The sequence below is a fragment of the Sedimenticola hydrogenitrophicus genome (assembly GCF_029017505.1).
In the GTDB taxonomy this organism is placed as follows: domain Bacteria; phylum Pseudomonadota; class Gammaproteobacteria; order Chromatiales; family Chromatiaceae; genus Sedimenticola; species Sedimenticola hydrogenitrophicus_A.
Genome location: NZ_JAQGEI010000040.1, coordinates 17,055 through 41,086, shown reverse-complemented (window position 1 = coordinate 41,086; position 24,032 = coordinate 17,055). Strand labels below are relative to the sequence as shown.

Genomic DNA, 24,032 nt, shown 5'->3' with positions numbered 1-24,032 from the left:
AACTCCTACCATGTAATAACCGGACGAATTACAGATACAATCTGTGAACGCCCGATCAAGCCGTAATAACGCCCATCAAATGAATTAGCTGTTACATCCCCCATCAGCAAAAACTCATCCCCGCTCAACCTGTACTGATCAACACGAAAATGCGGCATAGGACGGCCGGCGCCATCTGCATCAAGGGGGATACTCATGGGCAGTACCTTTCCGTTTACCTGAACCCCATCAGAGTCAACGGATACCAGGTCACCTTTAGCGGCTAAAATTCGCTTCATCATGTAGCCGTAGTCACCAGGGCACATACCCGCGCCGAGATAGTCCCTCCGGACAGCCTCGTCGAAAACCTCTTTTTGAGGTGGGCAGACAACCACATAAGCTCCCCGCTCCACGGGCTTAGTGGTCGTCCAGTACAGGCCCACGGGGATACTGCGGGTAGTGTTGATACGGGCTCCAGTCGCATAAGCCAACGCGCCAAAGCACAGGACAAGTACACCCGACCCGGCCACCACCTTTGCAAGCCGCTTCACAGGGCAATGGCCTCAGATTCCACCGGAACCCGCCGCAACACATCACTTGACCGTGGAGCGGAGATTGAGGCGCGAGCCTGGAAGATCGGGTCTTTAAAATAGAGCGGCTGCTTGCCATAGATGGCGGGATAGCCGGCGACATAAATAACCATGTCACCTGGTTGCTCAATCTCGCCCGTGGCCGTCTTGGTCGGGCCGGGCATGCGTAGACACTCATCAGGCGTCAGAAGCGGCCTCTGCACCTCCTGGAAGGTGCGGGAGACATGGCCGTGCATGGCAGACGTGCGCCGGCCGCTGGTCGTCACCCGCTCCGTTACCACCGTGGTCTGCCCAGTCAGGCGAGACAAATGTTCGGCCGTCTCTACCCGGTTGGGCGGGTAGGCGTTTTGTACGTGACAGTTGGAGGTTACGGTTTCGTCGTGACCATAGCCTGTTTCACGAGATTTGAGCTGGTTAATATCCTGAGCTATCAGGTAACACTTGATGCCGTAACCGGCGACAAATGCCAGGGACTCTTGCAGGATCTCCAGCTTGCCCAAGCTGGGGAACTCGTCCAGCATCATCAACATGCGGTGTTTGTAATGCGCCTTGGGCCGGCCGTTCTCAAAATCCATTTTATCGGCCAGCAGCCGAACTATCATGTTAACCATGACTCGCACCAGGGGCCGCAGTCTCGCTTTATCATTCGGCTGAGTGACGATGTACAGACTTACAGGGTCACCATAATTCATCAGGTCCTTGATGCGAAACTCGGACTCACTGACATTCCGGGCTACAACTGGATCTCTGTAGAGCGAGAGATAGGATTTCGCGGTAGACAGTACCGATCCAGCCTCTTCCTCCGGACGATCCAGCATATCTCTTGCGGCAGAGCCGATCACCGGATGATTACTCCCGTCAACATGACCGTAGGTGGTCATTTCCATCCACAGTTCGGCAATATCACGGTTAGGGTCTGCCAGCATGGCGTCTACAGCAGGCAAAGTAGCCGCCGCACCTTCGTTGCGAGCCTTATAGAGTGCGTGCAGAATCACGCCGACCAGGAGCGCGAACGCCGTTTTTTGCCAGTGCGACTCCATGCCCTTGCCATCCGGATCAACAATCAGAGTCGCCATGTTTTGCACGTCGCCAACCTCGTATTCTGTTCCTACACGAATTTCATCCAGGGGGTTCCATCGTATACAGCCACTCAATGATGCCGGCTCAAACCGCAAGACCTTGTTGCCGGCATGCAGCTTCCGCCAGCCCGAGGTCAGCGCCCACAGTTCGCCCTTTAGATCGGTAATAACACAACTCGACGGCCAAGACAGGAGGGTAGGTACCACCAGGCCAACACCCTTACCGGACCTGGTGGGCGCATAGGTCAATACGTGCTCTGGGCCAGAGTGCCGCAAATAGTAAAAACTACCGTCCTCATCTTCCCAGCCGCCCACGTACACGCCGGTCTGGGTAGGGGCTTCCTTGGCTGTGACCACATCGAGCAGCTTGCGTGGACGGGGTAACAATCCAGCCGCCTGAATATCCTTTTTCTTGGCCCACCGTGCCGATCCGTGCAGATGCTCGTCGGCCCGAGACGAATTAGCGTAAACAATCTTTGTAACAGCTACGCCCAACAGGCCAGCGGTAGCAACCACCAGGCCAACGCCGGCCGCCCGCATAACCTCATCGGGGTACTGGGTATAGTAATTCGACGCCCACCCCAGAATTGACCAGGGGGCATAGATATGGAACAGATGACCACCCAGGACCGCCTGATAATCGAAGGAGTGGGCAAAAAACTGTGTGGCAGACTGTAGGCCCGCACCTAATGACAAAGCGCCCAGCGCCGGCAATAGTTTATTGGTGCTCTGTTTTTTACGTACTTGAGGCCCTGCATGGCTGTTCTGTTTTTTCATCTTCTTCCCTTTCGTCCCTTTGATGTTGTAATCGAACCCTTCGCGTTAATTGTGACGCTCTCCCCTATCGAAACACGCTTTATGCGACGCGCCGTGGCCGGATCTACCGGCACCACCAGCACATCATCACCACGCTTCAGGAGGGCCAACGTATGGCCCTCGATGTTCCTGGAGCCCGCATAGGAAAACGCACCTGCTTCCCCATTATATCGGCAATGCTTCGGTATATCGAAGCCTTTTAAGCGTTTGGCCTCGCGCTCCGTTATGTATTTAGCCGCCGCTGCCAATGCCTCTGGCGCTACTCCTGGCCCAGAAAGAGGCCGTCGCAGTTGGTTATCTGGTTTGGCTCCTTGCTGCTCCAGGTTACGAGGAACATCACGCGGCAATAGCACTTCACCTCCGCTGGCGATGCGAACCACACCGAGTTCGGACAATCCTCGCAGACGGTGCTGGCTTTGGGGCGGCGGGACTCGTCCAATGCGTCCAACGTTCGGCTTGCGCTGTCCGCCTGGTGCGCCGGTTCCGGCAGTTGCTCGTCCAGGACCTCGCTCGACACTGCTACCGTGTCGGTTTGTGTGCTCACCGGTAGCGGCTCCTGGTCCAGCGCGGCCAGCGCCGCGTCCAGCTCGTCCTCTATCTTGATTTGGTCTGTCATGTGTTCCCTCATTGGTTAATAGTGACTGCCGCCAGCGCTCCAGCTCCGGATCGGCAAAGGTGATAGGCAAGCGTCCAGCAGCGGCAGCACGGATGATCCGCGCCTTGAAATCAACAGTGCCGTTGACCGTTATCCGGTTGCCGTAACGTTCGCCAGCCAAACGGAGTGCTTCCACAAGACCCTCGCCTGTGGCCTCACGAGAAACCTGCAACTTGTCCCCGTCATCACGCACCGCGCTCTTGCCGGCGCGATAGATGATCGTGCCCTTCTTGGTGATGTTGTCCATCACCGGGGAGTGTCCCGGTTTTGCACCACCCTCCCCCTTCACAGTGCTCCCCTGGAGGCCTTGGGCCGCCTCACGGGCACGAAGAGCCGTCAAGGCCTCGGCATTACCGCGCAATGCCTCCTTCTTTAGCCAATCGGCCCATGTCCGCCGTCTATGGGTATCGGATAGCCCGCCTTTCTTGATCCGGAATTCCCGGTTAATCGCCTGAATATCCGCCCGTAGTGACTTGCTCGCCTGAGTGTAAAGTAATTTCTTGTTGGCCCTGTTCTGCCCCAATACCTTGATACTCGACCTGCGCAGCCGGTTCGACCGTTTCACAGCCTCGATCTCCGAATCTTTCCAGTGCCGCAACCGCTCCAGGTCCGCTTTTTTGGTAGCGACCAGGGTTTGCTGTTCAGTTTTATATTTGGCGTAAAGCTCAACGGTATTAATGCGTGAACGCAAAGGCTGCTTGCCATATTCACGCCGCGCCTGTTTACGATCAATCTGTTCTTGGGACGGCACGAACGCCCCCAAACGCGCCTCCAGTTTCGGCTTGGACAGGTCACGGGCCACGGTACTCGCCTTCGCCATCGTCCCGTCGCCGGCCTCGATCACGAAACCGTTAGCCCGATGGAGAAGCACCAGCCCGTTGTCGCGCATGACCTGGTGCAGCTCGGCCCATGACTGCGCACCACGGATCTCATCCAGGCATTCGCGCTTGACCCAGCCCACCAGGCTATCAATGCCAGCGTGCCGTTCCATATCTGCCGCTCGACCCTCGGCAATCGTACGCTTGCTCTGGTGATTGTCGCGCTCCAGCCCATAGTCACGTTCGAGCACTTGGCAAAGTTCGCCCAAGGTCCGGTAGGATTGGAACGGCTCGTGCATCGTATTCCTGACCGGGTGGATCTTGTTGATAGCAATATGGATGTGCAGATTGTCGGTATCGTGGTGCACGGCACTGACACGCTGGTGGTCGCTGTACCCAAGCCCGGCGCAGATGCGATCCTCAATGGCCTTCAAGGTGTCCGCTTCGGGCGTCTCGCACGGGCGGAAGCTGACCAGCAAATGAAAGGTCTTGTCGCTCTCAGCACGGGTATTAATATGTTGCGTCGCCAACACCTCACCAATAACGGCCTGCATGGTTTCGGCTTGGCAGTTCGTCACCTGGACATTGCCCAGCCGTTCGGTCTTGCCTTGCTCATCGACGATGTACTTCACCAGGCCGGCGAAGTCGGATTTACCGACCGAACGCATGGGAACGTGCTTTGCAATCAAAGCATGCCCCCCGGTGACCCCGAGTTTTTAGCGGCTAAAAAAATCACTGCTCCGCCCTCGGCATGACAACGGACATCATGATCTTTCCCATCTCGTCCTGGGTGGCCTCAATGCGGCCCAGCAACGCCCGTATGGTCGAGTCGCCAAAATGCGCAGTACGCTCATCATTGGTCAGCCAGAGTTTTAGCAAACCACCCAGGCGCCCCAGATCGCCATTGATCCGGGCCAACTCCCGCACCTGTTCGTAATCAACTATTCCTTTTATTTGGTAACCCTGGCCGACCTCGCGGAGATAACGCGCCGCACTCATGCCGGCCGCCTTCGCATTGGATTCGATCAGATCCTTCTCTTCCGGCAGACAGTACACCTTAATAGGTGGACTGTTCTTTCGGGTTACTGTCGTTTGTTTTCCCATCGTTCAACCTCTGTTATGCAGGCGGTAGCCGGCTGGCCTCGCAGAGCAGGATTCCCGTTGAGCACCGCAGGTGCGAATAAGGACAGCGAAGAAGGAACGCCCGTTTACGGGTGGGCCTACTTCGCCCATCCTGCCCGCCTTACGGCGGTGTAACTCCAAAGGAAAGTTTACACCTAACGATGTGGATATAAAAAGGAAAAGTAGCGTATATATCGAAACATGGGCTAGAATGCGTGGAAACCGCGTGATATACAGAGCTTACCGCTTATATTCCAAGCGTTATACTTGTGCTTTACACAGTAAATACACGCAAAATGCACAATATGGACTACCAGCGATGAGCAAGCGATACACAGAAGAGCTAGCTGAATGGGCCGGAAAACGAGCCAAGAAAAAGCGCCGGCAAGACGCGGTAGCCGTAGCATTCCTGGCGGTCAAGGCGAACGTGAGAGAGGCCATGGAAGCCGGCTATGCACTAACTACCATCTACGAGCACATGCACGAGACCGGCAGGATTAAATGCAGCTATGAGACATTCCGCCGCCATGTGAAGAGATACATTAAGGCAGGTTCGACGCCCCTCCCCTCCGCCGACCAGGCAAAGGTGGAGCCGACCGAACAGAAGGCCAAGTCGAAACAGGAGAAACAGCCCAAGAAGGGCGGTTTTGAATACAACGCAACACCCAACAAAGAGGATTTGATTTAATGGCAAAGGTTCACATGGTTCTACAAGGAAAGGGCGGGGTCGGCAAATCGGTCTTAGCGGCCACCCTGGCACAGTATAAGTCGGCCAAGGGACAGACCCCCCTGTGCATCGATACTGATCCGGTAAACGCGACCTTCGAGGGATACAAGGCGCTAAATGTACGCCGGCTGAACATCATGGATGACGATGAAATCAACAGCCGCAATTTTGACGCCCTGGTCGAACTGATCGCTCCATCCAAGGATGACGTGATCATAGACAACGGCGCCAGCAGCTTCGTACCCCTCTCCCACTACCTGATAACCAACGAAGTGCCCGCGATCCTGCAGGAAATGGGGCATGAATTGGTTGTGCATACGGTCATTACCGGCGGCCAAGCCCTGCTGGACACAGTGAGCGGGTTCGCCCAACTGGCGGATCAATACCCGTCTGAATGCCTGTTTGTGGTCTGGCTGAACCCCTATTGGGGAGCCATCGAGCATGAAGGCAAGAGCTTTGAGCAAATGAAGGCATACACCAATAATAAAGACCGGGTTTCCGCCATCATCCAGATTCCGGAACTCAAGAAAGAGACCCACGGCCGGGACTTCTCGGAAATGCTACAAGCCCGCCTGACGTTCGACGAGGCGCTGGCGATGGAATCGCTCACGATTATGACCCGGCAGCGGCTTAAAATTATTCGCAAGCAACTATTCGGGCTAATGGATAATGCGGCGGTGCTGTAATGACCGATAAGATCGAGGAAACCATTAAGGAAATCGCGGCCAAACACGGCATAGCCGTGGGCCGTGATGACCCGATCCTGGTATTGCAGACTATTAACGAACGGCTGATGCAGGATAGCGCAGCAGCCCAGCAAGAGATCCTGGATCGATTCAAGGAGGAACTGGAGTCGATTGCGCACCGCTGGAGCGACGATGCCAAGAATAAGGCCGAGCGCATGCTAAACGCAGCACTCACGGCCAGCAAGGAGGCGATGGCATCAACCATGAAGGAAGGAGCAAGCGCCGCGACAGTGGTCATCCAAAAAGAGATTAAAGATGCTGTCCTTCAGATCCGCCAGCCCATCGGCAGTGTTCGTGCAGCAGCGACCATGAACATAGTCGCTGCTGTAATGACATTGCTGGCTGCTGGGGTGGTGCTATGGGCGGCGGGATAGGATAACTACTTAGGCCGGTTGATGGCCAAGGACTGGCCGCGACTGCGCTCCCTTGCCTGTTTTTGTTCTTGCTCTTGCTTGCGCACCATCATTTGATGCCGGCGCAGTGACTCCCTCATCGCATCCCAATCAGACGCCAGCTCGGGCCGCTCGGCGCGTAGCTTTCTGGTGGCCAGCTCTTCAATCCTGGGCGAGTGCAGACCCATCCCCTCCTTAACCTCCCTAACAGCATCTAGCCGGCTGTGGAGCGTCTGTATACGCGCACGCTGTCGCGCCTGCAGTGTTTGCCAGGCCCGCTTAGTGCTAGGCCTCGATAACAAGCCAGGCGGGTTAGATCGTGACTGCGCCAGACTGGCTTGCTGTCTGTCTATCAAGCCCTCTAGGCGCTCCTCAATGTGTTCTACCTGCTCATGCTTGGCTTGCACATACAGGGATAAGGCCTCTTGATAGCTCTGCTCAACAGGCGCCGCTTCCAAAAGAGCCTGCTGCTCACGTTCCAGGCCCAGGGCGGAATCAATCAGGTCCGCCCCACCTCCTTCCGTCGTTTGAGCTCGGCCTTCATCCAGGCGCTCGATGCCTGCATATCGTGCCGCAGAGATTCGATCTCTGATTGCTTCAACAGACGCGGCCGCTTTGAGGTGTCCCGCCTCTCCTTGGGTGAGTGAATCGATGCCATAACCAAATACCTCCGTCCAATACTTATCCATTGCCTTGCCGTGCTTTTTTTCGATAGCGTCCAGCATCGAGGGTTTCACGGCCAGATCCAGTGCACCAGGGTGTGCAGTCATAACAGCAGCGCCAACAACCTTACCGCCCCGGTTTTCAACATAGCCTCGCAACGATGCCACGGTCCCGCCCATAGTCAGCGTATCATCAACAACCAGGTACTTTTGACCAGGCTTAACTGATCCGTCAAATGTGGGGTTGAACGCCAAGCGATAATCGGTGCTGGAGTCAGTACGCTGAATCTTTTCACGCTGCACGATCTCTGTCTCCACCTCCATGCCTAGCCGGTCACTCAGCACCTCCGCCAGCGCCACGGGGATCTTGTTGTTCCCTGCTGTCTCTGCAGCCAGCACAGGGAGCACTCGCACGTCCTTGTTCTCTTCTAGTAGAGCTTCTATTTGCTCGATCATTTCATCAGTGACCAAGCGATCCACCATGTCCAGCGCCGCGCCGGCATCGCCCCCCTTGGCTGCCGTGTATTCTGGCTGCTCCTTGAGCTGCCCCAGGTCTCCATTCCGGATCACACGAGGAAACTTACCCCATCGTGAACGCTCCCCTCTTCCCAGACCTTTCATCAAACCTCCCTTTTTTAGCCGCTAAAATCAACGTGATCGGCTGCGCCCCCGTTGCGCCGCCATTGCGGACACTTGGGCCTTCCCTTGCGCATCATAATTAATGGATTTCGCGCTGCCGATAGCAGGTACTATATCGAAATCCATGGGTGAGTGCATGACAAACTTTTTGCCGAACTGCTGGTAAACTCCACTGCTATCAGCATGGACGATCTGACCGTCATACGACTTGGTTTTATCGGCTTCCTGGGCCATATATAGGTTGTACATACCCGGCTTCAATGCGCCGGCCTTATCAACCTTCTCATTCTTCCATGCTCCTCCCTGCTCTGTTTGAACGATGCGCTGACCGTTCATCACCACAAGACGCTGTTTCATAATTCTCTATTTTCCCGTTATGGGTTGTTAGTCTAATGGACTAGTCTAATAGACTACATTACCACTGACCCTCTCGACAGCCCACGTCACTTGCGCCGATCAGCCTTGCCGTCACCTTTGGGGCCTGTGAGGCCACGCAACAACTCCTGCTGGCTGGCGAGCTGCTGGCGCAAGGCATCGATCTCCCCACGCAGGGCAGCCGCCTCTTCCCGCGCAGTAGACGCAACCATACGTCCCTCGTCGCGCTCCGCCTGGGCCTTGGTCAGACGCTCGGAGGCCCGGTGAGCCTCCTGGGCGGAGATCTTACGCTGCTCCTGGTGAGTCTCCCGTTCAGTATCGAGCTTGGCCGATAGGTTGGCCACCTCGGCGGCCAGGCGGTCACGCTCCTGGATCACAGACGCGACACGGGACCGATCTGCCTCGGCAGCTGCGGCTAGGCGCTCTTGCTCCCGGTGCGCGTGGTCCAACTCGGTGCGCAGATCGGTGGCCCGGCGCTCTATTTCGTCGGCCTTGGCCTCGGCACGCTCGGCACGGGTAAGTGCCTGGACCAGCTCGGTCCGGACAGCGCCGATCTCGTCGGCTGCCCGTTGCGCGGCCTCCTGGGCAGCCTGCTCGACGGCTGCGGCGCGCACCTCCACCTGGTCCAGCTCGCGGGCTTGCGTCTCGTAGGCCTCGGCGAGTTCCTGACGCATGGCGTCCAGCTCACCACGCTCCGCCTCCCAACCGGCCTGAGCGGCACGCAGACTCTCGTTCGCCAACTCCTGGGCCTGCTGCCAGAGGGTGGCCACGGCTGCGGCGTTCGCCTGCTGTATGGCCTCCGGGACCTGGATGGCTACAGGGGCGGCCTGGGCGGTCTGCGCCCGGCGCCACTCCTTCATGATGGCGGAGGCGTCGTTCATATTCACCTTGGCAGCGCGGCGCACCTGATCGACAGTAGGGAACCGTTCGCGCTCGACCTCCTGATAGAGCTGATCGGCAACAGCGACGATGCGCTCACGCACGTCAGCGGGGATAGTGGGTTGATTCATACGGGTAGTCTCCTGACTCTGATAAGATAATAATAAGAATAATATAATTATTATTATTATGCAACCTTTATTCTATTCGACAGGCAAAAAAAACCCCGCACATTGGCGGGGTCAAGGAGGGGTGTTCTAGTGGAGGGCCTGTTACCCCTCCATGATCGATACCAACTGCACCTGGGTCAGGTCTGCTTCGTACTCGTGGCCATCCAGTTCGTCTTTCAACCAGGCGAAACCATCGGTAGGGGGACGCCGATTGAGAATCAAACGCGCCGCCCTGCCGTCATGCGTCACCAGCACGATAGCCTTTTTCAGCTGATCCGGATCAGGGTCTTTTTTCGGCTTCTTCTCTCCTGCGGGCTCTTCTCCCCCCTCTTCCTCTTCCTCGGCGTTACCTGGATTGGGGTCCTCGTTTTTCTCTTCATGCTGCCGCTTGTCCTCCAGGTACTCACGTAGCAGCTTGACCGATCCCCGCGTCAACTCCTGGTCATCATCATCCAGCCACGCGCCGACCTCTTCCGGGTTCTTCTTGTAGGCCTTGACCAGCTCATTAACAACGGTAACGTCATTGGCCCGGCCAGCATTGAACACAACTGCAATGGGTTCCGGCAGATCCAGCAATGTGACGTGCTGAGTGACGAACGCCGGGGACTTGCCGATCTCCTTCGCAATCGCCTGCTTCTTTTTCCCTGTCGCCAGCTCGCGGCCGATGAAATCGGCAATCTCGCGGGCCGTCAGTTCGTTGCGTTGCAGGTTCTCGATAACCTGGTCGGCCTCGTTGTAGTCGTTATCAACGAAAGCCGGGATAGTTTCCTTCCCGGCCACCTTCGAGCCGCGATAGCGGCGGGCACCGTGGTTGATGAGGTAGCGGCCCTCCGCCTCGGGATGCTCGCGCACCGAGATCGGCGACTTAACGCCCCGGTCGCGGATCGTCGCGGCCAGCTCGCCCAGGCTCTCCTTTGAGAAACCCGGATTATCTGCATGGCGCGGCTGATTCGGGTCCTCATCGATCAAATCTAGCGGTATCTCAAGTGGACCACCTGAAGAACCCCCTGTCGAAGGATCACCCAACAGACTCGACAGATCGCCGATGCCATCCAGGCCCAAGCCCGACATTGCAGGCGATTGCTTTTTAATAGCTGTCTTGGCACTCATCAAACGATCTCCATTTTTGTAATCACATGGTCAGCCAGTGCGCGAACTTCTTTCGCGGCCTTACGGGCTGCCGTCTTTCTTATCTTCCAAACAGGCACCCCACTCGCCAGCGCATCGGCAATACTGCTACGCAGTCCCACACCGGCAGGTATGAGCAACTGCGGATAGGCCTGCTCCAGGTCGGCCAGATGCCGGCCATGGCGGGGGTTACGTGCATCAACTTTGCTTGGGACCATCCCCAGGAATTTCAGCTTGGGGTTAGCCTTTCGGACATTGGCAATCGTGGTAACCATCTTTTTAATACCCTGGATGCTGTACGCCTCCAGCTCGATGGGCGATAGCACGTAGTCCGCGGACAGTAGCGCAGCCGCCAGCCCCACGCCCAACGATGGCGCAGTGTCGATCAACACCACATCAAAGCCAGCCGCTTCCAATGCCTCGATATTGGCCCGGAATGCGGCGCCGGCCTCGGAAATACTCCGTTTTTCCATATCCGCCATTTGGGGGTCTGATTCGATCAATCGCATCAAACCGCCATCGTCCATATCCCCGAAATGGTCAGCCAGGCCCTCAGCCCCATTAAACATCCTGCTCGCCGTACAACCACAGGCGAAGGCCTGTAGCGTATAGGAGGCGTTCCCTTGCGTATCCAGATCGACTACCGCAACCCTCAAGCCGCGCTCCACGAAATCAAACGCCAGGTGCACCAGCGTTGCCGTTTTCCCAACCCCGCCTTTCTGATTCGCGGTGACCATTGTTTTCATGATTCTGTTCCCTGCTTTTTCTTGGCGTCCTCGCCCCATTTCTTGACGATGAACGCCCTGTGTTCCGGCAGTACGACCGTGACCCGTTCGTACCCTTCCGGCAGATTCTCCGCCGTGTGCGCCAACCAAACCCGCTTCACTGCCTGGGAAACCGCCCCCTTGGTGAGCCCTAGCGCCTTTGCAAACTCCGTCTGCGTTCTGCCCTCGACCAACACACCCCGCGCTATATCGATGGTCTGTTGGCCGATATCCAGGTGTTTTACTGCCGCCTGGAACTGGGCTTCGGTTAGCTGCTTTTTCATACACTGCACCCATAATCACGCCACCCTGGTTGTCTAAAAAATAGCGGTGCCAGCCGCCAATAGAAGGAATAGTTTAGCTAAACCATGCCTTTTCTGTCAACTTTTTTAGCCGCTAAAACGTCATCCGCTGGGTACGAGGCGACCAGATAGGTGAGTAGAGTAAGCACTGAGAAATGCCCCAGAAAGACCCATCCGGCATTCATCTCTGGAGAACTCCAGTAGTAGATCATCCGGAACATCTGGAAGGTCACATCAGCAATAACCACCAACCTCAACAGGGGCCAGAACAGGACCAGCAACAGCCATAGAAAACGCAATATTCCCCTACCAGCACGATAGATCCTACCAGGTCGCTTAGCTGAGTCATCGCTGTTAACAACCGGCCCGGGGCTAACTTCTTCCGTGACTTGAGGCGATTTAGGAAACTGTACGATATTCGACATAACTTGACCCTCCATGAACTTGCGTGTTCAATGCTGATAGCTCTCCCACCCTGGGAAGCATGGTCTTGGTGTGCCAGCGCCAGGCCAGACGCCCCGGTTAAGCCGGGGCGTCACCAACCACCCAAACAAACAGATCCCTGCTACCTCAATCAAGCCGAAGGTTGCACTTCATGAGCCAACCAGGTCCACGCCGGTTGCGGATCTGCTGAAGATAGGCTTCGTCGTTAGAGGTGTTTTTTACATGCCAGGGATAACAACCATTCCGCCAACACTGAGCCAGCACCGACTTCCACTGGCGCCCCTCATAACCAGCAAAACGACAAAGCGCATCCCATTGCTCGGTGGACAGGGTATCTCCCTGGATGGTTTTCTTCTGTGAGTTCATCGGAAATTCTCCGGTAATTGACCAGGGCGAGAAGCCCGGCCTTCAGATATGCAATAGGGCATAATGCCCTAGTTGCATAGTTTAGCTAAACCATCAGAAAAGGGCAAGGGAAATTTTAGCCGCTAAAATTATTTTCTCCAGATGATACCTAGCCCGGCGTAGTCGCAAAGAAGCGCCCAAGCCGCGTAAGGTATTGCGGAGTCTTCACCGATCCAGCGCCGGACTGTTCTGTCTCCCCTAGCTCCGAGCCCCAGGGCCTTTGCCGCTCTGCTGCCGGTGAAATGCGCCAAACGAAGCGCCTCCCTCACCTCTTCCCCGCTCGGCTGCGCCCAGGTCTCTGCTGGTCGTAAACACTCCAGGCGTATATTTTGTGTATCGGTCATATTCTTTCCTGATTACCCACCTGGCTCAGCCACAGGCAGGAGAATATTAGCCGCGAATGAACGCAAATGAACGCGAATTCTGTAAATTTCCAGGCGCCTTGTCTCCTTGCCGGGAGGGTAGCGTCCATTTTTAGGTAGAGACCCATTTTGATACTCATTACCCAGGCAACTGATTTTGTTATTTATTTGCGTCTATTCGCGTTTATTCGCGGCTTATTAACGGTATTCAAACCTAGCTGAGTTTTGTTGGTAATCAGGTATTCTTTTGCTCTTAGTTTGCTTCGCCATCCGGAAAGGGACGCAGCTGATCGAAGTGGAAACGGTATGTTCTGCACTTCGGATCATAAAATATTTCACGCCTTCCCTTGCGAATTTTATATTCAACCGGGCGATCCATATATGCCCAGACCTGCATGGAATCAGGGGCAACCCGCGTAATTATCACTGGTTTCCCCAATTCCTTAGCAAAACACCGCCGATAGACCTTAACAACTTCACATCGCAATCCGGGCTTAAACATCCCCTTCTTGGCGTACAAATCTGCGGCCTTGGCCGCTAGTCTCTCCTGAGCCTGCGCCGCCCATTTTCTGGCTATAAACGCCCGGTGCTTGGGCAGTATCACATCCACCAGTTCGTGACCTGGTGGCACTGAAATAGTCGCCGGGGATCGGCGCGCCGGCGGGTCCAGGCGCACCAGCCAGGCCGGCTGCAACTCTCTTGCCAGGCGATCCCGATATTCTTCATCAATTGGGTGTTTCTTATCCTTGAGGTAGGCCGCGAATATGGCCGCTGCGGCTTCATCCACGCATTGCCTCAGGTAAATATCATCGTAGTGGCAACGGTAGCCGGTTTCTGAAATAAAAAGCTTATCCAAGTCCACTGCATGGAAAATGAACTCCGTGTGCAGCACACCCATACCGTCGCCAAACTCTACCATGGCACGAATACCCTCCACCTCGATCAAAAAATCTCCTGACTGCCCCCATTTGGGAACCTCACCAGGCACGGCCCGACAATGCCGCTCAACCAGGTGGCCCGGTGCATTCACATCGGCCATACACCCAAAGAAAGTGCCTCCGTTCAGTTTCCAGACGGTCGCCTCGTATCTATCAGCCGCCGCCCTGGTCGCCTCTTGGTCTCCGCCAATGGCCGCCGCATGCAGATCGTCCACGGATGCCATAGCCACATCCAACAGCGCCGCCTGATTATCAGGCATCGAGGCCGCCAATTCGGCGGCTAGCTTGTCCCGCTCACTCATCCCCTGCCCCTTGGTTTGGCCCCGGCTCGAAACCGGGGCCGCCCCTCATCAGTCAATAGCGCGGAAAATGGCCGGACCTTCGGCATGCTCGGCAGCGAAATCGCGCAGGAAGTAATAGCGGTCGATCAGTAGATCACCCGCGTCAGTCCCTTGCACATCAGCCGCAAGCTGACACAATGCGAAGAGTGTGGCGACGATCCCGGCAGCGTCAGCCGACAATTCGCCCTCGAACCAGTTGCCGGCGACTGCCACGCGCATCGGGCTATCCAAAGCCGGCGCCAGGTAAAAGCCGCCATTCGACAGAGTGTAAAAATGCCAATACCCGCCCTTGTAGTCTTCGGAAAGGCGGTCCATCCAGGCATAGACCAAGGCCTCACCGTGCATCATCAGGCGCGGAGTGAAGGAAGTAGGAAGGAAGTCCAGACGGTTATCTTCGGCAACCAGGGACGCGGAAACAGGGACCTGCTCTTGTATTTCAGTCATCGGAAATTCTCCGGTAATTGACCAGGGCGAGAAGCCCGGCCTTCAAGACACATAATAGGGCAATATGCCCTAATTGTCAAGCACAAGAATTTATTACCTGACACTTGAGGGGCGCAATCGCCACCAATCTTTTCTTGGAGTTAAACCTGGGACTTACTAAATGCTCCGGAATAAGGTGGCGGCACTGAGTTTGATTGGGGCACCACAGCATGAACGCCATGGGGTGTGCAGAGGGGCGAAGCCCCTTTGTAAGTGTGCAAACTTTGGGGTGAGCCCGCGCAGCGGGCGAGGGGCGTAGCCCCTGGGGGGGATGGGAGGAGCGAAGCGACGGGAGGGGTTGAGAAGGGGGGTCTCCCCCCTTCGGCGGCCGGTTTTTGCCGAACTGTTTTTTTGCGATGCTTTTGTGTGTGCTTTTTTGCCATGCTCTGGTTATAAATATTGGTTAGATATATGGTTAAAAACGGTTATTAGAGGTTAGTGGGGCAAAATAATGCACGTATCAATATGTTTTAACTGAAAAAAATCAAATACCCGCGCCCCTCAAGTGTCAATATTCCGGCCCCTCAAGTGTCTATAGTTGGCCCCTCAAGTGTCTATAAAGCCGCCCCTCAAGTGTCTATAAAGCCGCCCCTCAAGTGTCTATACGAAAACGGCTTCCTAACAGGGTTATCCACAAATTCTGTGGATAACTCCTGCTGTGTCTGCGTGGTATAGGGCCTCACGGCCCCTGATGCTACCGAAAAAAGTACTTTGCCCCTCAAGTGTCAACACCGCGCCTAACAACTACGCCCCTCAAGTGTCAAAGAACGCCCCTCAAGTGTCATGATGGCCGCCATTGCTCATTGTTTATTCACAGCAGATAACCATGAAGGTGTTTTAAAATAGGGCCAATTGGCCAGCGGCAGAATCATTAGCGGCATGGTTGATGATTGCCTCGGCTACGGCTTTTTTAACGATGGGATGATCAGCAGGCTGCGGCCGTTCAGGCAGATCTCTCCTGGAGTAATGGCAGACGGTAGACCACTCAGCAGGATTGCCTAGAGTGTTCCCGCGATAAGACACCAACTCACCAATTTGCCACTGATGGACAAACAGGCCGGAAAGCACCTGGACCGGAAACATCCGTGCACAGCGCCGGTCAATGTCGATCCCGGTAAGAGAGATCCACGTCAAGGCCTCCGGGCTGCAGTTTTCTAGAATGATGGCCATCGCAGCCAACAGCATGCCTCCAGCGCCAACCGCAGGATCACTAACACGGATCAGGCGCGGCTCGTCCTCGATGCGGAAATCCCCTAGTGACATTTGAGCAATCATCCGACAAAGAGACGGTGGGGTAAAAAACTGCCCGGTGCCCTTCTGTTGATACTGGCTGACCAGATCCATGTGAACAGGACCTAGAATGTCCTCGAACGGTGCGGCCCTTATAACCTCTCGGGCATAGAGCCCGGAGAGATTGAACAACACCTCTTGCACCGCGTCAGCGGGGATCTCGGTCAGTTTCAGGCCAAACCCCGCCAGTACGTCATCGATCATCAAATCAAACCACTGCTCGGCTCTGAGCCCTTCCTTGCCATGCAAACTAATCAGTTCCTTGGTCAATACGTCCATTGATTCGATTCCCCCTGCTTTTGATGTTTTGGATTTGAGCGCCTGCGCTCCTGACCCACTGGCGAAGTGCGGGGGTAGAGAACGCAAGGGGAGGGGGATCGCCCGGCCTGCACAAGTGAAGCGCAGCGAAACGCGGAAGGTTGGGGAGACCCCTTGCGTGAGCGAGGGGCAGAGCCCCTTATCAGCTCCGGACAGTTGCGAAGCATCTGTTTGGGGCATACAGACAAAAACCGGCCCATAGTCCCGATAGGGTCTATGGGCTCTTTATTACCAAGCGGAGCGCGGAGGCATCAGGGATACGGAAGGCTTGTCCCTGGAGCGAAGCAGAGGGGATGGAGCGAAGCGGAACCTGGAGCAGCCCGGCCCAACGGGGATGCCCTGGATAGGCATAAATTCCCCAAAATCTTCTCGGACAAAAGTCTTTTAGAGATATGACCCACAAATCACCGAGGACTGCCCAATGAACCGAACCATCCAAATCATCCTGCACCCACTCGCCCTAGCGATCGGCTATGCGCTCTGTTACCCGAGACGGGCAGGCATCCTAATCATCGTGACCGCTACTATCTGGGAAATATGGAACTGGTGGGGGTAATCAACGGCTGAAACGGGCGCACCAGGTCCGGACCAGGTGCACCAGGGGAAAGGTCAACGCTTGCAATGCACCTGATCATCCAGCACCCAAGCACTCTCTATCAGCTTGGTATCGCGCAGCTCTTCGCAAGCATCATTCACCTGCTCACGCCACTTCTTGGGCCTGGTGGACTCAGAACCACACATCAGGCGGAAAGTCTCCAGCTTGAGCGGAAACGGCTCCTTATGGGACGCAAAATAATCGAACATCCGGCGAGCGGTAGGGGAGAGCTTCCGGTACTTCTCCCAAATGAACTTCGAGTAATGATCTCCGGCAAACAGCATCACCATTTCATCGTCGATCTCAACCTGGCATCGAGAGCTACGCTTGCCCCGATCCAGGACCCGAAAGCGGTGGATCAGAGAAACAGACTCCAGGCGGCCGACGCGAGAAGAAGAGAACTGCATGGCGGAGGCCTGCAGGCGGGACAGGCACGCCTCGGCCTTCTTGTAGTAGCGGCCATTGATCGACCAACCAATGTCCTTGCAAAGCTCATAGAAGGTGAACGTAATAGGGTCCCCCAAGGGAACCCGTTTCGAGTATTCAAGCACCTGTTGCCAAACCAGCTCATCATCCTCGGCCCGCAGCTCAACCCCGGTATAGGTGATCTCCACATCCTTATTGACGTGAAAAAGCGGGTGGTTCTGCAGCGCCTGGCGAGGAGCCCGCTTGTTACGCACCGTAAACAGCGCCGACCTGGCATAGTCATTAGGCAACGCCCGCATATGATCAGGCCAGGGAGCAAGGTCGAACAAGGAAAGCTGCATTTCCTTAATCTCTTCCTTCGACTGCTTCAGGACAGCCGCTTGCTTCGCCTCGGACACTTGCTTGGCGAGGGCATCAGAGGCGGTTTTCTTTTTGCGGGTAGCAGACATTAGAACGCACTCTCATCAGTAAAGCCGGCCACCAAAGGCCGGCGTTGAACTCCAAGGAAAGAAAAGGTTGAACCTACTTCAACCCTGACCACCCGGAGCCTTGGTATCAAGATACTGAATACCGCTTGCTATGAAATCGATACCATACACGGTTTTGCCGCCGCGCTCGAAGCGAGTGGGTTCCACGCGACCATCCACGAACACCTTGGACCCTTTGCCCAGGTACTTAGCGGCATTCTCGGCCAGCATGCCGAACGCCTTGATGCGGAAAAAATCGGTCTGCTGCTGCTTCTCTCCGGACTGGTCCCGCCAGACACGATCAACGGCCAGATCAAGCTGTACGCGCGCAGCACCAGATTCAGCATGACTCAAATCCGCATCGCGGGTAATATTACCGATAAATTGAAAAAGGTTATGACTCATCGCAAAACTCCCTGTCGAAAATAGTAGGCAAAGTTTAGCTAAACAAATGCCGCCAGGCAAGAGAAAAAATTTTAGCGGCTAAAATTAGCCGCTCTCAGGCAGAGGCCCAGTGTACGATTTCATTTTCTTCACGAATGTGCTGCGCATCCTAGAAGAGCGCGGCATGACCAAGCAAGAGCTGTCAAAACGATCAGGGGTGTCAATCTCGTTCCTCTCTGATCTAACGACCGGCAAGGCAAACCCGAGTCTGAAGGTGATGGAATCCCTAGCGACGGCACTAGGCGTTGCCTTGCCCATGCTGCTGGAATCTACCGACATGGATAGAAAGACATTGGAAGAACTAGCCGGACACCCAGCCATAAAAAGCCTGCCGGCAGGATACGAGAGGGTGACAGCTGTACTACCCGAGCACAAAGCATTCATCGTCAAGAAATGGAACGATGAAACCAAAAAAAAGCTAGAGGAAAAAAAATAGGAGCAACGCAGTTTCACGGAACGAACGCCCAAACCCCGCGTTTTAGCCGCTAAAAAAACCTAAATCGATTTGTCTAATTTTGTCTAAAAATTAGGCGATTCCCACTGACAAAAACATACATCGAAAGGGCGCTACCCCTTCGATATGCACGAAGTATTGCATCTCGAATAGTTTCGCTATATCGTATGTTCGCCAGAGGGATAGGAAATAACGTCTAGGAACCGGGATGACACCAGGAAAGAACGAAACGAATAGCATCAAGGAGCGGGCAAAGCGCAAGCTGGAACGCGACATGGGGCCGGAGCTGCTGGCCGCACTGAGAGACCCGAAAACCGTAGAAATAATGTTGAATGCCGATGGTCGGCTCTGGCAGGAGCGACTGGGCGAGCCAATGCGCTGCATGGGCACGCTACGCACGGCGCAGGCCCAGGCCATCATCGAGACCATAGCCGGCTACCACGGCAAAGAGGTCACCCGCCAAAAGCCGATCCTGGAGGGCGAATTGCCGTTGGACGGCTCCCGGTTCGCCGGCCAGCTCCCGCCGGTCGTACCAGCTCCCACGTTCGCCATCCGGAAAAAGGCGGTGGCCATCTTTACCCTCGATCAGTACGTCGAAAGCGGCATAATGACCGAACAGCAAAGGGACGTGCTGATCGAGGCTGTACGGGCGCACCGCAACATCCTGATTATCGGCGGCACCGGCAGCGGCAAGACCACCTTGGTAAACGCGATCATCAATCAGATGGTTGCCAACGATCCCACCGAACGAGTTTTCATTATCGAGGACACCGGAGAGATCCAGTGCGCCGCCGAAAACTATGTGCAGTACCACACCAGCCTGGACGTAACCATGACGGCGCTGCTGAAAACCACCCTGCGTATGCGACCCGACAGAATACTGGTGGGCGAGGTACGTGGACCCGAGGCCCTGGATCTACTCATGGCCTGGAATACCGGACATGAGGGAGGGGCGGCCACACTGCACGCGAACAACGCCAAGTCCGGCCTGGATCGTCTCGCCATGCTGATCAGCATGCACCCTGATTCACCCAAACCCATCGAACCGCTCATAGGCGAGGCGGTTCATATGGTCGTTCATATCGCCCGTACCAGCTCCGGCCGCCAGATCCAGGAAATCATCGAGGTTTCCGGATTCAGCAATGGCCAATACCTCACCAAAACCGTTTAGGAGTAACAACCAAATGCAACTGTCTCACCCCTTTGTCCAAAGCAACCGCATGATGTGGGCGCTCGCCCTGGCCGCTTTGGCCGTGTCCATCATGATGATCCCTCAGGCGGCGCTGGCGTCCGTGGGAACGGGCGGATCTCTCCCCTATGAGAGCTGGCTGACTGATCTCCGCAACTCCGTTACCGGCCCCGTCGCCTTCGCCCTGGCGATCATCGGCATTGTCGTAGCCGGCGGCGTGTTGATCTTTGGCGGCGAGCTGAACGGATTTTTCCGGACCCTGATTTTCATTGTGCTGGTCATGGCGCTCCTGGTCGGCGCACAAAACATGATGTCAACCTTCTTCGGTCGCGGCGCAGTGATCGCGGCGCCGGCCAATGATGCGGCCCACCAGGTGGCGGTGTCAGCCCAAAAGGCGGGGGAGGGCAAGTAATCATGGCGCTCCGCACGATCCCCATCCGTAGAGCTGGCAACCGCGAAAACCTGTTTATGGGCGGGGACCGTGAACTGGTGATGTTCGCCGGTCTCTTGGCCGGCGCATTGATCTTCACAGCCCAGGAGCTCCGGGCAACGGTCTTTGGCCTCGTCCTGTGGTTCGGTGCGCTCTTCGCGTGCCGAATCATGGCGAAGTCCGATCCGAAAATGCGATTCGTCTACCTCCGCCACCGGAGATATCAGGGGTATTACCCGCCTCGCAGTACACCGTTCCGGGAAAACACGGCAACACAAGGGAAGCGTTACAGATGATTGAACTAGAAATGGTGAGCTACACGATTGCTACCCTCGGGGTGGTATTGGTGCTGATCCTGTACGGCCGTATACAGGTCGCCGGGGCAGAATCACGGCTGAAAAAACACCGCTCCAAGGTCGAGGGCTTTGCCGATCTACTCAACTATGCCGCAGAGGTAGATAACGGCGTTATCGTATGTAAAAACGGCGCATTCATGGCCGCCTGGCTGTACCAGGGCGACGACAACGGCAGCAGCACCGACGAACAGCGCAACATGGTATCCGCTCGTATCAACCAGGCGCTAGCCGGACTCGGCAGCGGCTGGATGATCCACATCGATGCACCGCGCAGGCCGGCCCCGAAGTACTCTCAACGTGAGCTGTCACATTTCCCGGACTCGGTATCTGTCGCCATCGATGAAGAGCGCCGTGCACTTTTCGAGCGGGCAGGGACCATGTACGAGGGCTATTTCATCCTCACCCTGACATGGTTTCCGCCCATGCTGGTGCAACGAAAATTCGTTGAGCTGATGTTTGACGATGATACGCCAGTGCCAAATCACAAGGCCCGGACAATGGGCCTCATCGAACAGTTCAAGCATGAGATACAGACGATTGAGTCCCGCCTATCGGCCGCCGTGCAGCTCACGCGGCTGCAGGGGTACCAGGTCGTTGACGAGGACGGGAGCAGGCACACCCACGATGATTTCCTGAGCTGGTTGCAATTCTGCGCCACGGGTAATAACCAGCCGATCATGCTGCCCAACAATCCGATGTATCTGGATAACATCATCGGTGGGCAGGAGTTTTGGGGCGGCGTGGTGCCCAAGATCGGCCGGAAGTATATCCAGGTAGTGGCCATCGACGGGTTCCCGCTGGAATCGACTCCGGGTATCTTGAGCGCACTGTCTGAGCTGCCTAGTGAATATCGCTGGTCATCGCGGTTCATCTTCATGGACCAGCATGAAGCCGTGAAACATTTGGATAAATTCCGCAAGAAGTGGAAACAGAAAATACGCGGATTCTTCGACCAGGTTTTCAACACAAACTCGGGCGCCGTTGACCAGGACGCGCTATCGATGGTCGCGGACGCAGAGGCCGCCATTGCCGATATCAACAGCGGGCTGGTAGCCGGCGGCTACTACACCAGCGTGGTCGTATTGATGGACGAGGACCGGGAGAAACTGGAGCGATCCGCCCGCCAGATCGCCAAGGCCATTGACTCTCTCGGCTTTGCCTCCCGGATCGAAACCATCAATACGGTAGATGCCTTCCTCGGTAGCCTGCCAGGCCACGGCGTGGAGAACGTCAGGCGGCCACACATAAACACCATGAATCTGGCCGACCTGATGCCGATCAGTACCATCTGGACTGGCAGCGAGCACGCGCCATGCCCGATGTATCCGCCAATGGCCCCGGCGCTGATGCACTGTGTAACCAGCGGCAGCACGCCGTTCCGGCTCAATTTGCATGTACGGGACCTGGGCCACGCGCTGATGTTCGGGCCGACACGGGCCGGTAAATCCACCCACCTCGGCCTGATCGCGGCGCAGCTCCGGCGCTACCATGGCATGTCGATCTACGCATTCGATAAAGGCATGTCGATGTATCCGCTCACCGCCGCGGTGGGTGGCCGGCACTTCTCTGTAGCCTCTGACGATAGCCGGCTGGCGTTCTGCCCGCTGCAGTTCTTGGAAACGAAGGGCGACCGTGCCTGGGCAATGGAATGGATCGATACCACCCTGGCCCTGAACAGCGTGGAGACCAGCCCGGCGCAACGCAACGAGATCGGCAACGCCATCATGAGCATGCACCAGAGTGGCGCCCGCACGTTGTCGGAATTCACGGTAACGATCCAGGATGAGAAAATCCGCGAGGCGCTGAAACAGTACACCATCGACGGCATGATGGGGCACCTGCTGGATGCCGAAGAGGACGGCCTGGCGCTGGCCGACTTTACCTGCTTCGAGATCGAAGAGCTGATGAACCTCGGCGAAAAGTACGCTTTGCCTGTACTGCTCTACCTGTTTCGCCGCATCGAGTGCAGTCTGAAAGGCCAGCCGGCCGCCATTCTGCTGGATGAGGCCTGGATCATGCTCGGCCATCCTGTGTTCCGGGACAAGATCAGGGAATGGCTCAAGGCATTCGCAAAGAAAAATTGCCTGGTGCTGCTGGCTACTCAATCCCTCTCCGATGCCGCCAATTCCGGCATTCTGGATGTAATCGTGGAATCGACAGCGACCAAGATTTTCCTGCCAAACGTCTACGCACGGGATGAGGAAACCGCCGCGCTCTATCGGCGCATGGGCCTCAATAATCGACAGATCGGAATCCTCGCAACCGCCATACCCAAGCGCCAATACTACTGCGTTTCAGAGGCGGGTCGCCGTCTCTATGAGCTGGCGTTAGGCCCCCTGGCCCTGGCGTTCGTCGGCGCTACCGACAAGGAATCCATCGCAACCATTCAACACCTCGTAGCCAAGTATGGAGATCAGTGGGTGGGCCACTGGCTGGCCGCCCGGGGGCTGAAACTGAACAACTATCTGGAGGCAGCATGAGCTTTAGCGACACCATGAAGGGCATCGTATTCAAGAAGCCCGCCGACGCCGACCCACGGCGTGGAGAACAAGCCATTGCCGGCGGCCGCCGGCAGGGGGAAAGCGAGAACCCCTATCTGTCGGCACGCCGCACCTGGAATGATCACGTAGGCGCTCAAGTTGCCTCGCGCCGGATGTGGCAGGTAGTAGCGATCCTGACCCTCATGATCGTGCTGGCCGCTGTAGGTGGGATCATCCATATCGGCGCTCAATCGAAGTTCATCCCCTATGTGATTGAGGTGGATAAGCTGGGCCAGGCCATATCTGCCGGTCCTGTAACGGCAGCCTCTCCCGTGGATCAGCGCGTGATACATGCCTCGGTAGCAGAGTTCATTACCGATGCTCGTATGGTCTCTCCGGATGTAGCCCTGCAACGCCGGGCCATCTTCCGCATCTACGCCAAGCTGGCCGCCAATGATCCGGCCACGGCAAAAATGAACGAGTGGCTGAACGGCTCGGAAGATTCGAGCCCGTTCCAACGGGCCGCGAAGGTCATGGTCAGTACCGAGATCACTTCGGCGATTCCTCAATCCCCGGACACCTGGCAGGTGGATTGGGTGGAAACGACCCGAGACCGGCAGGGGGTCGCCGTCGGAAAGCCCGTGAACATGCGAGCCCTGATCACGGTTTACACCACCGCACCGACTCCACAAACCACTGAGGAACAGATCCGCATGAATCCCACCGGGATCTACGTGCGTAATTACTCCTGGTCGAAACTCCTTTGA

At 56.2% G+C, this 24,032-nt stretch carries 26 protein-coding genes; 9 read left to right on the top strand and 17 right to left on the bottom strand.

Annotated features, from left to right (window positions below; translation table 11 throughout):
* Positions 1-5: 5 nt before the first annotated feature.
* The 4 genes from traF to traJ are packed head-to-tail and all read right to left on the bottom strand — an operon-like array spanning position 6 to position 5,041.
* A complete protein-coding gene (gene traF / locus O9K64_RS20120) occupies positions 6-530 on the bottom strand; it encodes a conjugative transfer signal peptidase TraF (protein ID WP_275099899.1) in 525 nt (174 codons plus the stop codon).
* On the bottom strand, positions 527-2,425 hold the full coding sequence (locus tag O9K64_RS20115; protein WP_275099898.1) for a type IV secretory system conjugative DNA transfer family protein: 1,899 nt from the start codon (positions 2,423-2,425) through the stop codon (positions 527-529). The genes traF and O9K64_RS20115 overlap by 4 nt, the downstream gene beginning before the upstream one ends.
* The gene (gene traI, locus O9K64_RS20110; RefSeq protein ID WP_275099897.1) at positions 2,422-4,626 is read right to left on the bottom strand and encodes a TraI/MobA(P) family conjugative relaxase; all 2,205 of its coding nucleotides are present in this window, start codon (positions 4,624-4,626) and stop codon (positions 2,422-2,424) included. The genes O9K64_RS20115 and traI overlap by 4 nt, the downstream gene beginning before the upstream one ends.
* 43 nt (positions 4,627-4,669) lie before the next feature.
* On the bottom strand, positions 4,670-5,041 hold the full coding sequence (gene traJ / locus O9K64_RS20105; protein ID WP_275099896.1) for a conjugal transfer transcriptional regulator TraJ: 372 nt from the start codon (positions 5,039-5,041) through the stop codon (positions 4,670-4,672).
* 337 nt (positions 5,042-5,378) lie between these two features.
* On the opposite strand from traJ, the gene O9K64_RS20100 reads away from it, so the two are divergent.
* The 3 genes from O9K64_RS20100 to O9K64_RS20090 are packed head-to-tail and all read left to right on the top strand — an operon-like array spanning position 5,379 to position 6,906.
* Entirely contained in the window at positions 5,379-5,747 is a 369-nt protein-coding gene (locus O9K64_RS20100; protein ID WP_275099895.1) for a TraK family protein, read from the top strand.
* The gene (locus O9K64_RS20095) at positions 5,747-6,472 is read left to right on the top strand and encodes a conjugal transfer protein TraL (RefSeq protein WP_275099894.1); all 726 of its coding nucleotides are present in this window, start codon (positions 5,747-5,749) and stop codon (positions 6,470-6,472) included. The genes O9K64_RS20100 and O9K64_RS20095 overlap by 1 nt, the downstream gene beginning before the upstream one ends.
* On the top strand, positions 6,472-6,906 hold the full coding sequence (locus O9K64_RS20090; protein ID WP_275099893.1) for a conjugal transfer protein TraM: 435 nt from the start codon (positions 6,472-6,474) through the stop codon (positions 6,904-6,906). The genes O9K64_RS20095 and O9K64_RS20090 overlap by 1 nt, the downstream gene beginning before the upstream one ends.
* 5 nt (positions 6,907-6,911) lie before the next feature.
* Here O9K64_RS20090 and O9K64_RS20085 read toward each other — a convergent pair whose 3' ends face one another.
* The 13 genes from O9K64_RS20085 to O9K64_RS20020 all read right to left on the bottom strand — a co-directional run bounded on the left by O9K64_RS20085 (position 6,912) and on the right by O9K64_RS20020 (position 18,317).
* Positions 6,912-8,207: a phosphoribosyltransferase gene (locus O9K64_RS20085; protein ID WP_275099892.1), complete on the bottom strand. Its 1,296-nt coding sequence runs from the start codon at positions 8,205-8,207 to the stop codon at positions 6,912-6,914.
* A gap of 27 nt (positions 8,208-8,234) precedes the next feature.
* On the bottom strand, positions 8,235-8,582 hold the full coding sequence (gene kfrB, locus O9K64_RS20080) for an IncP plasmid survival protein KfrB (RefSeq protein WP_275099891.1): 348 nt from the start codon (positions 8,580-8,582) through the stop codon (positions 8,235-8,237).
* A gap of 86 nt (positions 8,583-8,668) precedes the next feature.
* Positions 8,669-9,610 carry a DNA-binding protein gene (locus O9K64_RS20075; RefSeq protein ID WP_275099890.1) on the bottom strand — a complete coding sequence of 314 codons (942 nt, stop codon included), beginning with the start codon at positions 9,608-9,610 and terminating at the stop codon, positions 8,669-8,671.
* A gap of 141 nt (positions 9,611-9,751) precedes the next feature.
* Positions 9,752-10,759, bottom strand: a complete 1,008-nt coding sequence (locus tag O9K64_RS20070; protein WP_275099889.1) for a transcriptional repressor gene korB — start codon at positions 10,757-10,759, stop codon at positions 9,752-9,754.
* A complete protein-coding gene (locus tag O9K64_RS20065; RefSeq protein ID WP_275099888.1) occupies positions 10,759-11,523 on the bottom strand; it encodes a ParA family protein in 765 nt (254 codons plus the stop codon). Before O9K64_RS20065 ends, O9K64_RS20070 begins: the two co-directional genes overlap by 1 nt.
* On the bottom strand, positions 11,520-11,825 hold the full coding sequence (locus O9K64_RS20060) for a transcriptional regulator KorA (protein ID WP_275099887.1): 306 nt from the start codon (positions 11,823-11,825) through the stop codon (positions 11,520-11,522). The genes O9K64_RS20065 and O9K64_RS20060 overlap by 4 nt, the downstream gene beginning before the upstream one ends.
* A 77-nt stretch (positions 11,826-11,902) precedes the next feature.
* The gene (kleE, locus tag O9K64_RS20055) at positions 11,903-12,268 is read right to left on the bottom strand and encodes a KleE stable inheritance protein (protein ID WP_275099886.1); all 366 of its coding nucleotides are present in this window, start codon (positions 12,266-12,268) and stop codon (positions 11,903-11,905) included.
* A gap of 145 nt (positions 12,269-12,413) precedes the next feature.
* Positions 12,414-12,653 carry a hypothetical protein gene (locus O9K64_RS20050; protein WP_275099885.1) on the bottom strand — a complete coding sequence of 80 codons (240 nt, stop codon included), beginning with the start codon at positions 12,651-12,653 and terminating at the stop codon, positions 12,414-12,416.
* A 654-nt stretch (positions 12,654-13,307) separates the two neighbouring features.
* Positions 13,308-14,294: a klcB gene (locus tag O9K64_RS20040; protein WP_275099883.1), complete on the bottom strand. Its 987-nt coding sequence runs from the start codon at positions 14,292-14,294 to the stop codon at positions 13,308-13,310.
* A gap of 48 nt (positions 14,295-14,342) precedes the next feature.
* The gene (locus O9K64_RS20035) at positions 14,343-14,777 is read right to left on the bottom strand and encodes an antirestriction protein (protein WP_275099882.1); all 435 of its coding nucleotides are present in this window, start codon (positions 14,775-14,777) and stop codon (positions 14,343-14,345) included.
* A gap of 876 nt (positions 14,778-15,653) precedes the next feature.
* Positions 15,654-16,385: an N-6 DNA methylase gene (locus tag O9K64_RS20030; RefSeq protein WP_275099881.1), complete on the bottom strand. Its 732-nt coding sequence runs from the start codon at positions 16,383-16,385 to the stop codon at positions 15,654-15,656.
* A gap of 648 nt (positions 16,386-17,033) precedes the next feature.
* Positions 17,034-17,894 carry a plasmid replication initiator TrfA gene (trfA, locus tag O9K64_RS20025; RefSeq protein WP_275099880.1) on the bottom strand — a complete coding sequence of 287 codons (861 nt, stop codon included), beginning with the start codon at positions 17,892-17,894 and terminating at the stop codon, positions 17,034-17,036.
* 78 nt (positions 17,895-17,972) lie between these two features.
* A complete protein-coding gene (locus O9K64_RS20020; RefSeq protein ID WP_275099879.1) occupies positions 17,973-18,317 on the bottom strand; it encodes a single-stranded DNA-binding protein in 345 nt (114 codons plus the stop codon).
* 109 nt (positions 18,318-18,426) lie between these two features.
* Between O9K64_RS20020 and O9K64_RS20015 the strand changes: the two genes are divergently transcribed.
* The 6 genes from O9K64_RS20015 to O9K64_RS19990 all read left to right on the top strand — a co-directional run bounded on the left by O9K64_RS20015 (position 18,427) and on the right by O9K64_RS19990 (position 24,032).
* Positions 18,427-18,792 carry a transcriptional regulator gene (locus O9K64_RS20015; protein WP_275099878.1) on the top strand — a complete coding sequence of 122 codons (366 nt, stop codon included), beginning with the start codon at positions 18,427-18,429 and terminating at the stop codon, positions 18,790-18,792.
* A gap of 226 nt (positions 18,793-19,018) precedes the next feature.
* Positions 19,019-19,981 carry a P-type conjugative transfer ATPase TrbB gene (gene trbB / locus O9K64_RS20010; protein WP_275099877.1) on the top strand — a complete coding sequence of 321 codons (963 nt, stop codon included), beginning with the start codon at positions 19,019-19,021 and terminating at the stop codon, positions 19,979-19,981.
* Between the two features lie 13 nt (positions 19,982-19,994).
* Positions 19,995-20,411 (top strand): conjugal transfer system pilin TrbC, encoded by a 417-nt coding sequence (gene trbC, locus O9K64_RS20005; protein ID WP_275099876.1) that lies wholly within the window; start codon positions 19,995-19,997, stop codon positions 20,409-20,411.
* Positions 20,412-20,413: 2 nt separating this feature from the next.
* Positions 20,414-20,725, top strand: coding sequence for a conjugal transfer protein TrbD (locus O9K64_RS20000; RefSeq protein ID WP_275099875.1), 312 nt, complete (start codon positions 20,414-20,416; stop codon positions 20,723-20,725).
* On the top strand, positions 20,722-23,265 hold the full coding sequence (locus O9K64_RS19995) for a VirB4 family type IV secretion/conjugal transfer ATPase (protein WP_275099874.1): 2,544 nt from the start codon (positions 20,722-20,724) through the stop codon (positions 23,263-23,265). Before O9K64_RS20000 ends, O9K64_RS19995 begins: the two co-directional genes overlap by 4 nt.
* Positions 23,262-24,032 (top strand): conjugal transfer protein TrbF, encoded by a 771-nt coding sequence (locus O9K64_RS19990; RefSeq protein ID WP_275099873.1) that lies wholly within the window; start codon positions 23,262-23,264, stop codon positions 24,030-24,032. Before O9K64_RS19995 ends, O9K64_RS19990 begins: the two co-directional genes overlap by 4 nt.